The organism is Klebsiella sp. R445, assembly GCF_051131755.1.
Lineage (GTDB): Bacteria > Pseudomonadota > Gammaproteobacteria > Enterobacterales > Enterobacteriaceae > Klebsiella > Klebsiella lignicola.
Genome location: NZ_CP180446.1, coordinates 2,637,004 through 2,650,661, shown reverse-complemented (window position 1 = coordinate 2,650,661; position 13,658 = coordinate 2,637,004). Strand labels below are relative to the sequence as shown.

General features: G+C 56.5%; 14 protein-coding genes. 6 read left to right on the top strand and 8 right to left on the bottom strand.

Annotated features, from left to right (window positions below):
* Positions 1 to 310: 310 nt before the first annotated feature.
* The 3 genes from treC to treR all read right to left on the bottom strand — a co-directional run bounded on the left by treC (position 311) and on the right by treR (position 4,513).
* Positions 311 to 1,966 (bottom strand): alpha,alpha-phosphotrehalase, encoded by a 1,656-nt coding sequence (gene treC / locus ACMYSN_RS12380; protein WP_462495062.1) that lies wholly within the window; start codon positions 1,964 to 1,966, stop codon positions 311 to 313.
* Between the two features lie 51 nt (positions 1,967 to 2,017).
* Entirely contained in the window at positions 2,018 to 3,436 is a 1,419-nt protein-coding gene (gene treB / locus ACMYSN_RS12375) for a PTS trehalose transporter subunit IIBC (RefSeq protein WP_123757904.1), read from the bottom strand.
* A gap of 129 nt (positions 3,437 to 3,565) precedes the next feature.
* Entirely contained in the window at positions 3,566 to 4,513 is a 948-nt protein-coding gene (gene treR, locus ACMYSN_RS12370; RefSeq protein WP_462498169.1) for a trehalose operon repressor TreR, read from the bottom strand.
* Between the two features lie 180 nt (positions 4,514 to 4,693).
* Here treR and mgtL point away from each other — a divergent pair, with 180 nt between their 5' ends.
* The 5 genes from mgtL to ACMYSN_RS12345 all read left to right on the top strand — a co-directional run bounded on the left by mgtL (position 4,694) and on the right by ACMYSN_RS12345 (position 10,828).
* Positions 4,694 to 4,747 carry a mgtA regulatory leader peptide MgtL gene (mgtL, locus tag ACMYSN_RS12365; protein WP_227540168.1) on the top strand — a complete coding sequence of 18 codons (54 nt, stop codon included), beginning with the start codon at positions 4,694 to 4,696 and terminating at the stop codon, positions 4,745 to 4,747.
* A 145-nt stretch (positions 4,748 to 4,892) separates the two neighbouring features.
* The gene (gene mgtA, locus ACMYSN_RS12360) at positions 4,893 to 7,601 is read left to right on the top strand and encodes a magnesium-translocating P-type ATPase (RefSeq protein WP_462498168.1); all 2,709 of its coding nucleotides are present in this window, start codon (positions 4,893 to 4,895) and stop codon (positions 7,599 to 7,601) included.
* Positions 7,602 to 7,961: 360 nt separating this feature from the next.
* The gene (locus ACMYSN_RS12355) at positions 7,962 to 8,939 is read left to right on the top strand and encodes a TRAP transporter substrate-binding protein (protein ID WP_462498167.1); all 978 of its coding nucleotides are present in this window, start codon (positions 7,962 to 7,964) and stop codon (positions 8,937 to 8,939) included.
* Between the two features lie 62 nt (positions 8,940 to 9,001).
* Positions 9,002 to 9,511: a TRAP transporter small permease gene (locus tag ACMYSN_RS12350; protein WP_123757908.1), complete on the top strand. Its 510-nt coding sequence runs from the start codon at positions 9,002 to 9,004 to the stop codon at positions 9,509 to 9,511.
* A gap of 30 nt (positions 9,512 to 9,541) precedes the next feature.
* Positions 9,542 to 10,828, top strand: coding sequence for a TRAP transporter large permease (locus ACMYSN_RS12345; protein WP_123757909.1), 1,287 nt, complete (start codon positions 9,542 to 9,544; stop codon positions 10,826 to 10,828).
* 77 nt (positions 10,829 to 10,905) lie between these two features.
* On the opposite strand, the gene ridA is transcribed toward ACMYSN_RS12345, so the two are convergent.
* The 5 genes from ridA to ACMYSN_RS12320 form a co-directional block, all read right to left on the bottom strand.
* Complete coding sequence (gene ridA, locus ACMYSN_RS12340) at positions 10,906 to 11,292, bottom strand: RidA family protein (protein ID WP_462498166.1); 387 nt, start codon at positions 11,290 to 11,292, stop codon at positions 10,906 to 10,908.
* A gap of 161 nt (positions 11,293 to 11,453) precedes the next feature.
* Complete coding sequence (gene pyrI / locus ACMYSN_RS12335) at positions 11,454 to 11,915, bottom strand: aspartate carbamoyltransferase regulatory subunit (RefSeq protein WP_123757911.1); 462 nt, start codon at positions 11,913 to 11,915, stop codon at positions 11,454 to 11,456.
* A 12-nt stretch (positions 11,916 to 11,927) separates the two neighbouring features.
* On the bottom strand, positions 11,928 to 12,863 hold the full coding sequence (gene pyrB, locus ACMYSN_RS12330) for an aspartate carbamoyltransferase (protein ID WP_174509856.1): 936 nt from the start codon (positions 12,861 to 12,863) through the stop codon (positions 11,928 to 11,930).
* 2 nt (positions 12,864 to 12,865) lie between these two features.
* The gene (locus tag ACMYSN_RS12325) at positions 12,866 to 12,925 is read right to left on the bottom strand and encodes a pyrBI operon leader peptide (RefSeq protein WP_112150686.1); all 60 of its coding nucleotides are present in this window, start codon (positions 12,923 to 12,925) and stop codon (positions 12,866 to 12,868) included.
* Complete coding sequence (locus tag ACMYSN_RS12320; RefSeq protein ID WP_462498165.1) at positions 12,900 to 13,004, bottom strand: pyrBI operon leader peptide; 105 nt, start codon at positions 13,002 to 13,004, stop codon at positions 12,900 to 12,902. Before ACMYSN_RS12320 ends, ACMYSN_RS12325 begins: the two co-directional genes overlap by 26 nt.
* A 194-nt stretch (positions 13,005 to 13,198) precedes the next feature.
* Between ACMYSN_RS12320 and ACMYSN_RS12315 the strand changes: the two genes are divergently transcribed.
* Positions 13,199 to 13,651, top strand: a complete 453-nt coding sequence (locus ACMYSN_RS12315) for a NanQ anomerase/TabA/YiaL family protein (RefSeq protein WP_462498164.1) — start codon at positions 13,199 to 13,201, stop codon at positions 13,649 to 13,651.
* The last annotated feature ends 7 nt before the right edge of the window (positions 13,652 to 13,658 follow it).

Below are 13,658 nucleotides of genomic sequence, written 5' to 3'. Positions count from 1 at the left end.
CGATGGGCTATGGTGACATAATAGACGATTGATACCATATGTAGGGCCGGCACGCATTTTAAGTTCTATATGTAGTGATTTGCATCAAAGATGTTTGCTATTTTATTGATGCAGGACAAAGTAAAAAGACGAGAGTACGCAGGCTGGGCACCCGCGCGGAATGTAAATTTATCAGACTAAAAAATAAGCGGAAATTGGCGGGGAGAAGGCAAAAACGCTGGCACCGGCCAGCGTCATGTGATTCGCCCCTGTCCGGGCCGCGGGAACGGCACCCGTAGCCCGGTTGAGCGCCGTGCAATCAGGGGAAAGGTTACTCCTGCAACCACCAGATGGCTTCAAACGGACGCAGCGTCATGGCCGCAGGGCGGTTGGCTGCTTCCGGGTAGTTGCTCATCAGCACCTGCCAGTCGCCCTCCATCTCGCGGTGATGCCAGCTCTGGAACTCGCGACTCAGGTTGGCGGCGACGACCAGGGTTTTGCCCTGCCACTGGCGGCGATAGCACCACAGCGCAGGATGTTCCGCCAGGAGATCCTGATAATCGCCCCAGATCAGCACCGGTGTGGTCTTGCGTAATGTAATCAGCTGCTGGTAGGTGTAAAACACGGAGTCCGGGTCTGCCAGCGCCGCTTCGGCATTGATGGTCTGATAGTTATCACACAGGGAAATCCACGGCTCGCCGGTGGTAAAGCCGCCCTGGGCGCGGCGGTCCCACTGCATCGGTGTGCGGCTGTTATCGCGCGACTTACTGGCGAGGATCGCCAGCAGCTCATCCGGCGCCTGTCCCTGCGCCGAGCGTTCAATAAACATGTTGTGGCTTTCCACGTCGCGATACGCGTTGATGTCCGAGAAGTGCGGGTTGGTCATGCCAATCTCTTCACCCTGATAAATATACGGGGTGCCCTGCATGCCGTGCAGTACCATCGCCAGCATTTTCGCCGCCGGAACCCGGTATTCACCTTCATCCCCGAAGCGCGACACGATGCGCGGCTGATCGTGGTTACACCAGAACAGCGCATTCCATGCCCGGTTGTGCATCCCCTGTTGCCAGTGGCTGAACAGCGCTTTGAGCGCCACGTAGTCAGGACGCGCCAGGGACCACTTTTCACCGCCGGGATAATCGACCTTCAGATGGTGGAAGTTAAAGGTCATCGACAGCTCGCGGCCGTCCTGCGCCGCATACTGCTGGCAATGTTCCAGTGAAGTGGAGGACATCTCGCCCACCGTCATCAGCTGACGCGGGATGAAGACATCGCGGCTCATCTCCTGCAGGAACTCATGAACCCGCGGGCCGTCGGTATAAAAACGGCGTCCGTCGCCCTGGTCATCCGTCGGGAAGGTCTGATCTTTTGAAATCAGGTTAACCACATCAAGGCGCAGGCCGTCGACGCCGCGGTCGGCCCAGAATTCGCACACCTTTTTGAGCTCTTCCCGTACCGCCGGGTTTTCCCAGTTGAGATCGGCCTGCTCCGTGGCGAACAGATGCAGATAGTACTGCCCGCTCTCGGCGTGCCACTGCCAGGCGTTGCCGCCAAATTTCGAGCGCCAGTTGTTCGGCGGGGTGGTGGGCTCGCCATCGCGCCAGATGTAAAACTGGCGGTAGGGGCTCTCTTTGTTTAACGATTCGCGAAACCAGGCGTGTGCGGTCGAGGTATGGTTGAGGACCATATCCAGCACGATGCGGATCCCGCGCACTTTGGCCTCAGCCACCAGTTCGTCGAAATCATCCAGCGTGCCGTAAGTGGGATCGATGGCGGTGTAATTCGCGACATCGTAGCCGTTGTCCACCTGCGGTGAGACGTAGAACGGCGTCAGCCAGATAGCGTCCACGCCGAGGGTTTGCAGATAGTCGAGGCGCGAGGTGACTCCGCGCAGATCGCCGGTGCCGCTGCCGGTCGTGTCCTGGAAACTCTTCGGATAAATTTGGTAAATAACGCCGTTTTGCCACCAGTGGGGAAGGGTATTCATATCGCTTTCCTGCTACAACGAAGGGGCGCTATCGCGCCCCGAAAGATAAAATCAGACAATCTGTAAGGTGCCCTGGCGGAATTTACGCTGGTAGACGATCGTGGTGAGCGTAATCGGCACCACTACCGCGATGACCATCGCTAACCCGAAGACCTGCCAGTAAGTTGGCTGGATGGAGAGGATCCCCGGCAGCCCGCCGACGCCGATACCGTTCGCCATCACGCCGTTCAGGCCACACAGCAGCCCGGCAAGGCCGGAGCCGATCATCGCGCAGAGCATCGGGAAGCGGTATTTCAGGTTGATCCCGTACATGGCCGGTTCCGTGACCCCAAGGTAGGCCGAGATAGCGGCCGGGACCGAAATTTCACGTTCGTTCTGTTTACGGCTGGCGATGATAATGCCGACGACCGCTGATGCCTGGGCGATGTTAGACAGGGCAATTAACGGCCACACCGGGGTGCCGCCCATGCTCTGAATCATCTGCATATCAATAGCCAGCGTCGTCTGATGGACCCCGGTAATTACCAGCGGGGCATACAGGAAGCCGAACAGGGCGGCGCCAATCGGCGCAAAGCTGCCGGTCATCAGGTGACGCACTGCGAAGGCCACGCCGTCGCCGATCATGCGGCCAAACGGGCCGATAAAGGCGTGAGCAAGGAAGACCGCCAGAATCAGCGAACATACCGGCACCACCACCAGATAGAGGTAGTCAGGAACGATGCGTTTGAGGCGGGTTTCGATGAAGCCCAGCGCCAGGCCTGCCAGCAGCGCCGGGATAACCTGCGCCTGGTAGCCAACTTTCGCAATAGTAAACAGACCGAAGTTCCACACTTCCGGCACCTGCTGACCCAGCATATAGGCGTTCATCAACTGCGGAGAAACAAGGGTCACGCCGAGCACGATGCCGAGGATCGGCGTCCCGCCCATTTTCTTCACCGCTGACCAGCAGATACCGACCGGCAGGTAGAAGAAGATGGCTTCGCCAATCAGCCACAGGAAGTCATAAATGGTTTGCAGCGACGGGTGCATTTGCGCCAGCGTCTGCCCGTTGCTCATCGGCAGATCGCCGATCACGTTACGGAAGCCGAGGATCAGGCCGCCGCTGATCAGCGCCGGCAGCAGCGGGAAGAAGATCTCGGCAAAATGCGAGATCAGCTGCTCGTGCCACTTCATATTTTGTCGCGCAGCCTGTTTAGCCTGCTCTTTATCAGCAGATGCCTGGCCGGTGGTCGCCAGTAGCGCCTTGTAGTAATCGTCCACTTCCGTGCCAATCACCACCTGGAACTGCCCGGCGTTGGTGAAGCAGCCCTTCACCATGCGCAGCTGTTCGATCTCTTTGGGTTTGGCAATGGCCGGATTGTTCAGCACAAAGCGCAGACGGGTAATGCAGTGGCTGACGGTAGCAATGTTATCGCGCCCGCCCACCAGTTCGATCAATTTATCGATGTCCTGCTGATTTACTTTACTCATTATGAGGCCTCAAAACAGAGGGAAGAGATTGCGTAATGACCTGAGACGAATCCTAACGGGTCCGTGGGAATTTCAAAATGGGAACGTTCCCGAAACGCAGCGAGGATCACATAAATCCATCCTCAGGGCTCAAATAAGCGCGGCGGGAATCACGATCTGGCGGGGTTCTGTCTGGCCGGCGATCTGCGCGATCAGCTGCTGGGCAGCCTGGCGCCCGGCCTCGGCGTAGCCTGGGTTGACGGTGACAATCTCCGGGTGAAGAAACTTCATCAGCGGCGTGCTGCCGACGCTGGCAACCTGCAGGTGGGCAATCTGCTGTTCCTGCAAATACTTACTGGCGCCAAGGGCGAGGGTATCGGTGGCGCACAACAGCGCGCTGGTCTCCGGCGTCAGCACGCTGGCGACATTGTCGTAGCCCTGTTTCATCGCCAGGCCCGGCAGGGCGGCGGACGGGGTGAGCTGGTGCTGCGCGCAGAAATCGAGATAGGCCTGATGGCGGCGCTGCCCGGTCGTGACGTCGCTATGGGGCACCCCGAGAAAACTGATGTGGCGATGCCCGCTGTCGTACAGGCGCTGCATCAGCAGGTTGACCGCGCCGTTGTCGTCGTAGCAGACCGAGGCGAAGCCCGGCGCGTCGCGCGCCAGCAGCACCATCGATTCGCGCCAGGGCGTCAGCATCTCTTCGGTGATGCCGGTAAAACCAAACAGCACCACGCCATCGATATTGCGGCGGGCAAGGATCCCCAGATGCTCCCCGACCAGCGCCGGAGAGAACTGGCTTTCCATCATAATCGGATCGAAACCCTGCTCGTAGAAGGCCGGTAGCATGGTCTGTACGGCCAGGTTTTCCGACAGCGAATCAAGACGGGTGACGATAATGGCCACCACTTTGTCGCTTTGACCACGCATCGCCCGGGCGGAACGGGAAGGCGAGAAACCATGCTGCAGCATCACCGCTTCGACCCGTTCACGGGTGCGTTCGTTTACGCCGCTTTCATTGTTGAGCACGCGGGATACCGTCGATTTCCCGACGCCGCTTAAGCGCGCGATATCTTTAATGGTCAGCCGGTTTTGCATGCAGGGTTCTCGTGGTCATCCAATTTAGTGAGCCTAATGCTACTCAACCAAACCGCAATGAGCAAAGTCTGGTTTACGTCTGGTTTAGTTACGCGGGGTTATTATTGGTGACAGCGGGTTCAACTTGCCCGCTGGTTGCGCTATAGTCTGCGCCGTTTTTCCTCACTTACCGGAGATTTTATGGACCCCGATCCCACTCCTCATCCTCGATGGAGTAACTCTCTTTTCCGGTAAGCCTGCTTAGCACTGCTTTACCGGAAGCGTAAAGCAGTGACGTCCTTGATGTCCCTGCCATAAAAAAATAATACCTGACAGGTAGCGTTTTGTTGCGCCTGTCAGTTGTGCTGCGTTCGCTTGTGCGAGCGCGGAGGGACTGTTTATGTTGAAAAATATGACCCGGCAGCTGTTTGCTCAGCTCAGCCGCCATTTGCCACGCCGACTGGTTCAGCGTGACCCGTTACCGGACGCCCGCCATCTGGCCAGTACGCCGATTCCTGACTCGCTAGGCAAGCACTGCCTGAACGTGGCGGCGATGGACGACAATGAACTCTGGCGCGCCTTCGACAGCCACCCGGAAGGGCTGAACGCTAGCGAAGTTACAGAGAAAATAGCCCGCTTCGGTGACAACCAGATCCCGGCGCAGAAGCCGTCGCCATGGTGGGTGCATCTGTGGACCTGCTATCGCAACCCCTTCAACCTGCTGCTCACCGTGTTGGGGATCGTCTCTTATGCAACGGAAGATCTGTTTGCCGCCGGCGTGATTGCGCTGATGGTGGGGATCTCCACGTTACTCAACTTTGTTCAGGAAGCCCGCTCGACTAAAGCGGCGGATGCCCTGAAGGCGATGGTCAGCAATACCGCGACGGTGCTGCGAGTGGTCAACGAGCAGGGGGAAAGCCGCTGGTGCGAGCTGCCTATCGACCAGCTGGTGCCGGGCGATATCGTCAAGCTGTCGGCGGGAGATATGATCCCCGCGGACCTGCGTATTCTCCAGGCGCGGGATCTGTTCGTCGCCCAGGCCTCGCTGACCGGTGAATCGCTGCCGGTCGAAAAAGTGGTGCACAGCCGCGACCCACAGCAAAGCAACCCGCTGGAGTGCGACACCCTGTGCTTTATGGGCACCAATGTGGTAAGCGGCACGGCGCAGGCGATCGTCTTTGCGACCGGCGGCAACACCTGGTTTGGTCAGCTGGCCGGACGGGTTAGCGAGCAGGAGAGCGAGCCGAATGCCTTCCAGAAAGGCATCAGCCGCGTCAGCATGCTGCTGATCCGCTTTATGCTGGTGATGGCGCCGGTGGTGTTGCTGATTAACGGCTTTACCAAGGGCGACTGGTGGGAAGCGGCGCTGTTTGCGCTGTCGGTGGCGGTCGGCCTGACGCCGGAAATGCTGCCGATGATTGTCACCTCGACCCTGGCGCGCGGGGCGGTGAAGCTCTCGAAACAGAAAGTCATCGTCAAGCACCTCGATGCTATCCAGAATTTCGGCGCGATGGACATCCTGTGTACCGATAAAACCGGTACCCTGACGCAGGACAAAATCGTGCTGGAAAACCACACTGACGTCTCCGGCAAGGTCAGCGAGCGGGTACTGCACAGCGCCTGGCTGAATAGCCACTATCAGACCGGGTTGAAAAACCTGCTCGATACGGCGGTGCTGGAAGGGGTTGAACTCGACGCGGCGCGTCAGCTTTCCGAGCGCTGGCAGAAAGTGGATGAGATCCCGTTCGACTTTGAGCGTCGCCGCATGTCGGTGGTCGTGAGTGAGCAGGAAGGGGTACATCAGCTGATCTGCAAAGGTGCGCTGCAGGAGATCCTTAATGTGTCGACTCAGGTGCGCTACAACGGCGATATCGTGCCGCTGGACGACAGCATGCTGCGCCGCATTAAACGCGTGACCGATACGCTCAACCGTCAGGGGCTACGGGTGGTGGCGGTAGCGACCCGCTATCTGCCGGCCCGCGAAGGCGACTACCAGCGGGCCGATGAGTCTGACCTGATTCTCGAAGGCTACATCGCCTTCCTCGATCCGCCGAAAGAAACCACCGCGCCGGCCCTGAAAGCGCTGAAGGCCAGCGGGATTACCGTCAAAATCCTCACCGGGGATAGCGAACTGGTCGCGGCGAAAGTGTGCCATGAAGTGGGGCTGGACCCCGGCGACGTGGTCATCGGCAGCCAGATTGAAGCGCTGAGCGATGACGAGCTGGCCCAGCTGGCAAAGCGCACCACGCTGTTCGCCCGCCTTGCGCCATTGCATAAAGAGCGCATCGTGACGCTGCTGAAGCGCGAAGGGCATGTGGTCGGCTTTATGGGCGATGGCATCAACGATGCTCCGGCGCTGCGCGCGGCGGATATCGGCATCTCCGTGGATGGCGCGGTGGATATTGCCCGGGAAGCGGCAGATATTATTCTGCTGGAAAAAAGCCTGATGGTATTGGAAGAGGGGGTGATCGAAGGCCGCCGTACTTTCGCTAACATGCTGAAATACATCAAAATGACCGCCAGTTCGAACTTCGGTAACGTCTTCAGCGTGCTGGTGGCGAGCGCCTTTCTGCCGTTCCTGCCGATGCTGCCGCTGCACTTACTGATCCAGAACCTGCTGTACGATGTATCCCAAGTCGCGATCCCGTTTGATAACGTCGATGATGAGCAGATCCGCAAGCCGCAGCGCTGGAACCCTGCGGAACTGGGGCGCTTCATGGTCTTCTTCGGCCCGATCAGCTCGATTTTCGATATTCTGACCTTCTGCCTGATGTGGTGGGTGTTCCACGCCAACGTGCCGGAAGCGCAGACGCTGTTCCAGTCCGGCTGGTTTATTGAGGGGCTGCTGTCGCAAACGCTGATTGTGCATATGATCCGTACGCGGCGGATTCCGTTTATCCAGAGCCGCGCCGCGTGGCCGCTGTTTGCCATGACCCTGGTGGTGATGGTGGTGGGCATCGCGCTGCCGTTCTCACCGCTGGCGGGCTATTTACAGCTGCAGGCGCTGCCGCTGAGCTACTTCCCGTGGCTGATTGCTATTCTGGTTGGCTATATGACGCTGACCCAGATGGTGAAAGGTTTCTATAGCCGACGCTACGGCTGGCAATAATCTCAAATAATGGCTGCTGCGGCAGCCATTTCTCTTTTCGCTCCCGCCAAAATAATCTCCGCAACACGTTGTGTTTTATTTTTTTTGAAATGATAAAGGTGTGAGAGATCACAACTATTGTTCCCTTTTAGACATTATTTTTTTCGTAAAATGACCTCCGTTGCAAAAATGAAACAGCGTGCTGAAAATCTCTCTGTTATTCTTTCTTTTGTGAACATAATCATCGTAATAATTTGTTACAGGGGCTAACCTGCCCTGGCATCACCAATAACAAGCTTCTTCCTGCTGCTTTTCATTCAGACCGTCATTGTTCCTGTAAACCGTTTGCTATTAGCGTTTATATATCTCTGGAGAAGGTAAATGAAACTGAGAAAAACTCTTTTAAGTCTGGGCGTGGGGTGTGGACTCCTGCTGACCTCGCAGATAACCGCGGCACAAACGCTGCGTGCGGCCGACGTTCATCCTGCTGATTATCCTAACGTCGTGGCGGTAAAACACATGGGGGAAAAACTCAGTGCCGCGACGGACGGACGGCTGGATATTAAAACGTTCCCCGGCGGCGTGCTGGGCGATGAAAAGCAGATGATTGAGCAGGCGCAGCTCGGCGCGATCGATATTATTCGTGTGTCGATGGCGCCGGTAGCGGCGATTTTACCGGAGATTAACGTCTTCACCTTGCCGTATGTCTTCCGCGATGAGGACCATATGCACCACGTACTGGACGGCATGATCGGCCAGGAAATTGGCGACCGGCTGACTGCGAACAGCAAGTCACGGCTGGTGTTCCTTGGCTGGATGGACGCCGGGACGCGCAACCTGATTACCAAAGATCCGGTTGCCAAACCGGAAGATTTAAAGGGGATGAAAATCCGCGTACAGACTAGCCCGGTGGCGCTGGATACCTTAAAAGCGATGGGGGCCAACGCGGTGGCGATGGGGACCAGCGAGGTCTTCAGCGGCATGCAAACCGGGGTGATTGACGGCACGGAAAATAACCCACCAACCTTCGTGGCGCATAACTATCTGCCGGTGGCCAAGAATTATACCTGGAGTAAGCATTTCATTATTCCTGAGCTTTTTCTGTTCTCTAAACCAAAGTGGGACAAGCTGAAGAAAGAGGATCAGGAATTAATTATCAAACTGGCGAAAGAAGCCCAGGTCGAGCAACGCAAGCTGTGGGAAGCCTATAACACCAAATCGCTGGAAACCATGAAACAGCAGGGCGTTAAGTTTTATGACATTGACACCGACTATTTCTATAAAGCAACACAATCAGTGCGGGATAAGTACGGTAAAGACCATCAGGATTTGATCAAGCAAATTCAGGATGTGAAGTAATTCATCAGGCGGATGGATTATGCCATCCGCCCTGAATTGATTATTCAGTCGAGGTAATGGTGATGGGTGAATATTATTCATCGGTAATGGACATACTTTATCGAATTTCTATGTGGATTGCCGGGCTGGCGCTGCTGGTGATGGTAGCGGTGATCCCGGTTGGCATATTTGCGCGCTACGTGATGAACAGCGCGCTGTCATGGCCTGAACCGATAGCCATATTGTGCATGGTGACGTTCACCTTTATCGGGGCGGCGGTGAGCTACCGCGCCGGTTCACATATCGCCGTCAGCATGGTGACCGACCGTCTGGGCGATAGCGCCCGTCGTTTCTGCTCCGTCGTGGCCGATCTTATCCTGATGGCCATCTGTATTTTCATCCTCTGGTACGGCTCCTCACTGTGTATCGAACTGTGGGAACAACCGGTCGCGGAGTTCCCGCTGCTCACCGCCGGAGAAAACTACCTGCCGCTCCCGATTGGCTCGGCGATCACGCTGCTGTTCATCATCGAAAAGATCTGCCGTGGCGACCAGTATCAACGTCCCATCGTCATGCTGGGCTCAACCAGTTGATCGTCGATCCGACTGCATAGAGGAACACAGATGGATGCCTTTATTCTCGTTTTTACGCTGGCGATCATGCTGGCGATTGGGGTGCCGGTCGCGTACGCCGTGGGGATCAGCGCGATCGTTGGTGCCTGGTATATTGATATCCCGCTGGAGGCGGTGATGATCCAGCTGACCAACGGTGTGAACAAGTTCTCGCTGCTGGCGATCCCGTTCTTTATCCTCGCCGGGGCGATCATGGCCGAAGGGGGGATTGCGCGGCGGCTGGTGAACTTTGCCTACATTTTTGTCGGGTTTATCCGCGGCGGCCTGTCGCTGGTGAATATTGTCGCCTCGACCTTTTTTGGCGCAATTTCCGGGTCATCGGTGGCGGATACTGCCTCTATCGGTTCGGTGATGATCCCGGAGATGGATAAAAAAGGTTACCCGCGTGACTTTGCGGCGGCGGTGACCGCCAGCGGTTCGGTCCAGGCGATCCTGACGCCGCCGAGCCATAACTCGGTGATTTACTCGCTGGCTACCGGGGGAACGGTGTCGATTGCCGCACTGTTTATCGCCGGGATCCTGCCGGGACTGTTGCTCAGTTTTGCCCTGATGGTGATGTGCGTCGGCTTTGCCCACAAGCGCGGCTACCCGAAAGGGGAGCGGGTGCCGTTTCGCCAGGCGTTGACGATCTTTGTCGATACGCTGTGGGGCCTGATGACGGTAGTGATTATCATGGGCGGGATCCTCTCCGGCATTTTCACCGCCACGGAATCGGCGGCGATCGCCTGCCTGTGGGCCTTCTTTGTCACCATGTTTATCTACCGTGACTACAAATGGTCCGAGCTGCCAAAGCTGATGTATCGCACGGTGAAGACCGTCACGATCGTGATGATCCTGATCGGTTTTGCCGCCGCCTTTGGTGCCATCATGACCTACATGCAGCTGCCGATGCGCATCACCGAAGCTTTTACCAGCATCTCGGATAACAAGTACGTCATTCTGATGTGCATTAACATTATGCTGCTGTTGGTGGGTACGCTGATGGACATGGCCCCGCTGATACTGATCCTGACGCCGGTGCTGCTGCCGGTGACCAACGCGCTGGGTATCGACCCGGTCCACTTCGGGATGATCATGCTGGTTAACCTTGGGATTGGCCTGATCACGCCGCCGGTCGGTTCGGTGCTGTTTGTGGCCAGTGCGGTGAGTAAGCAGAAGATAGAGCAGGTGGTGAAGGCGATGCTGCCGTTTTATGCGGTGCTGTTCCTGGTGCTGCTGTTGGTGACCTATGTTCCGGCGATCTCGCTGTTCCTGCCGAAACTGTTTGGCGTGATGTAATGCGTGAGAAGGGGTGAATGTATCCGGCCTGAGCAAACAATGCAGGCCGGATAAGCCATCAGGCTGTGATGCAGAGATTAGCGGCGAATAGCGATCGCTTCGATCTCGATTTTCACGTCTTTCGGCAGACGAGCAACTTCAACGCAGGAACGGGCCGGGAAGGTGGCCTGATGTTCGGTGAAGAACGCTTCATACGCGGCGTTCACGGTGGCAAAGTCGTTCAGATCTTTAACGAAGACGGTGGTTTTCACAATATCGCCCACTTTCAGGCCCGCGGCTTCAACGATAGCTTTCACGTTGTCCAGAGACTGACGCGCCTGAGTGGCGACATCTTCCGGCACGCTACCGGTTTTCGGGTCGACGGGGATCTGGCCGGAAGTGATAATCATGCTTCCCAGATCAACACCCTGAACGTATGGGCCGATTGCTGCTGGTGCATTTTCCGTCGCGATAGTTTTAGACATGAGTTCTCCTTAATAACAGCATTATATACCCTTCATCCTGCGAGTTGCCTCGACGCGGCAGGGGGCGAATGGCCCGTGCTGCCGGCAAAGACGCAGCTTGCAGCATTGCGCGTATGGAACCCGGCCATTATAGGGAGCCGGGTAGCCAATACCAACCTCAATTAGTTGGCCAGAACCACATAATGTGAAAACTCTTTTTCACAATATTTGCACTTCAGCGCGATATCATTTTCACGTTTTTTGACCGCGAAGCTCGAGGAGACTGGCTCGGCGTGGCTGATGCAGTTGCTGTTCGGGCAGACCAGCACATTGTTAATCCGATCCGGCAGGTTAGGGCGTAATTTACCTACCACTTCATAATCATCGATACGGTTAACCGTGGCATGCGGGGCATACAGCGCCAGCTGGTTTACCTGCTCTTCGGTCAGGAAGGTATTCTCGATTTTCACCAGGTCTTTACGGCCCATTTCGCCTGACGGCAGGTTCAGGCCGATGGTGATGCGCTGATCCGTTTCGGTCAGCTTAAACAGCGTCAGCAGCTTAAAACCAACCTGCGCAGGGATGTGGTCGATAACGGTGCCACGTTTGATGGCTTCTACCTGCAGTTTATTATCGTGTGTCATGGTCGTTTCCCCTTACAGAGCCAGCTCGCTATTGAGTACCAGTGCCAGTAATGCCTGGCGGGCGAAGATGCCATTCCCGGCCTGCTGGAAGTACCAGGCGTGCGGCGTTTTATCAACATCGGTGGTGATTTCATCAATGCGCGGCAGCGGGTGCAGCACTTTCATATTTTCGCGGGCGCCTTCGAGGTCGGCGGCGCGCAGGACAAACTGCGCCTTCACGTTGGCGTATTCGGACGGGTCGAGACGCTCTTTCTGCACGCGGGTCATGTAGAGAATATCCACGTCCTCCATCACTTCATCAATGGCGCTATGCACGCTCCAGGCAATCCCTTTTTCATCCAGCATATCGAGGATGTACTGCGGCATGGCTAACGCATCCGGAGCGATAAAGTAGAAGCGGTTGCCGTTAAACTTCGCCAGCGCCTGGGTCAGGGAGTGGACGGTGCGGCCATACTTGAGGTCGCCGACCATCGCGACGTTGAGGTTTTCCAGGCGCCCCTGGGTTTCCTGAATGGTGAACAGATCGAGCAGGGTTTGCGTCGGGTGCTGGTTGGCACCATCGCCGGCGTTGAGGACCGGAATACCGCCGGAAAACTCGGTCGCCAGCCGTGAGGCCCCTTCCTGCGGATGACGCATCACGATGGCGTCGACATAGGTGCTGATGACCGAAATGGTGTCGGCCAGGGTTTCCCCTTTTTTGCCCAGCGAGGTGTTGCTGCTGTCAGAGAATCCTACCACGCTGGCGCCCAGGCGGTGCATCGAGGTTTCAAACGACAGGCGGGTACGGGTGGAGGCTTCAAAGAAGCAGCTGGCGATAACCTTATGCTTCAGCAGTTCCGGCTGTGGGTTTGCTTTGAGTTTTGCAGCGGTCGCCAGCACCAGTTCGAGGTCTTCTCGGCTGAGATCGTTTATGGAAATGATATGTTTTTGATATAGCGGGTTAGCCATGTTTATCTCCTGACGCCTGGGCAAAAAAAAAGCCCCTTAAATAAGGGGCTTCGAGAATTTATTGAGCAACGGAAAGAAAAACGCTACGCCAGCGCCTGTGTACAGACGCGGTAAGACAGAATGTCGTACGCAGTAGACCATGCTTCCTCCCGGCAAATCGACCGACATTATATGCAGCTCAAATTTCGGATCAAGTGATTAGTCCACAAACAAGAAAACGATTGCCTCAGGAAGCCTGCGCCAGCGCAAAAAACCATAAAAAAGAAGTGGTATGGCAGTGCGAAGGGGCGTATAAAATTAAAAATGAAAAGCTGTTTTATATTTTGGGGGATATTATGATCGTTGGTCACATCCATCATTTGCAAACCTGGCTGCCGGACGCGCTGCGTCAGGCGATTGAGCATGTTAAAGCGCACGTCACCGAGGCGACGCTGCCGGGAAAATACGATATTGACGGCAACAACGTGTTTTACCTGGTCTCGGAAGACACCACCGAGCCATTTGCTGCCCGCCGCGCGGAGTACCATGCGCGCTATCTGGATATCCAGATTGTCCTGCGTGGTCAGGAGGCGATGACCTTCAGCACGCAGCCTGCCGGCACGCCGGACACCGACTGGCTGGAGGGGAAAGACATTGCGTTTCTCGCCGCCGGCGAGCAGGAGAAAACCGTGATTCTCAGCGAGGGTGACTTTGTGGTGTTTTACCCGGGCGAAGTTCACAAACCGCTGTGCGCCGCGGGCGAACCGGCCAAAGTGCGTAAAGTGGTTGTGAAGGTGCGGATGGCATAACGGCGTT

Excerpts from the sequence above, each read along its gene's own strand:
- treR (WP_462498169.1), bottom strand. The coding sequence starts at position 4,513 with ATGCAAAACCGGCTGACCATTAAAGATATCGCGCGCTTAAGCGGCGTC.
- ACMYSN_RS12315 (WP_462498164.1), top strand. The coding sequence starts at position 13,199 with ATGATCGTTGGTCACATCCATCATTTGCAAACCTGGCTGCCGGACGCG.
- pyrI (WP_123757911.1), bottom strand. The coding sequence starts at position 11,915 with ATGACACACGATAATAAACTGCAGGTAGAAGCCATCAAACGTGGCACC.
- ACMYSN_RS12320 (WP_462498165.1), bottom strand. The coding sequence starts at position 13,004 with ATGGTCTACTGCGTACGACATTCTGTCTTACCGCGTCTGTACACAGGC.
- ACMYSN_RS12345 (WP_123757909.1), top strand. The coding sequence starts at position 9,542 with ATGGATGCCTTTATTCTCGTTTTTACGCTGGCGATCATGCTGGCGATT.
- treC (WP_462495062.1), bottom strand. The coding sequence starts at position 1,966 with ATGAATACCCTTCCCCACTGGTGGCAAAACGGCGTTATTTACCAAATT.
- treB (WP_123757904.1), bottom strand. The coding sequence starts at position 3,436 with ATGAGTAAAGTAAATCAGCAGGACATCGATAAATTGATCGAACTGGTG.
- ACMYSN_RS12350 (WP_123757908.1), top strand. The coding sequence starts at position 9,002 with ATGGGTGAATATTATTCATCGGTAATGGACATACTTTATCGAATTTCT.
- ACMYSN_RS12355 (WP_462498167.1), top strand. The coding sequence starts at position 7,962 with ATGAAACTGAGAAAAACTCTTTTAAGTCTGGGCGTGGGGTGTGGACTC.
- mgtA (WP_462498168.1), top strand. The coding sequence starts at position 4,893 with ATGTTGAAAAATATGACCCGGCAGCTGTTTGCTCAGCTCAGCCGCCAT.
- pyrB (WP_174509856.1), bottom strand. The coding sequence starts at position 12,863 with ATGGCTAACCCGCTATATCAAAAACATATCATTTCCATAAACGATCTC.
- ridA (WP_462498166.1), bottom strand. The coding sequence starts at position 11,292 with ATGTCTAAAACTATCGCGACGGAAAATGCACCAGCAGCAATCGGCCCA.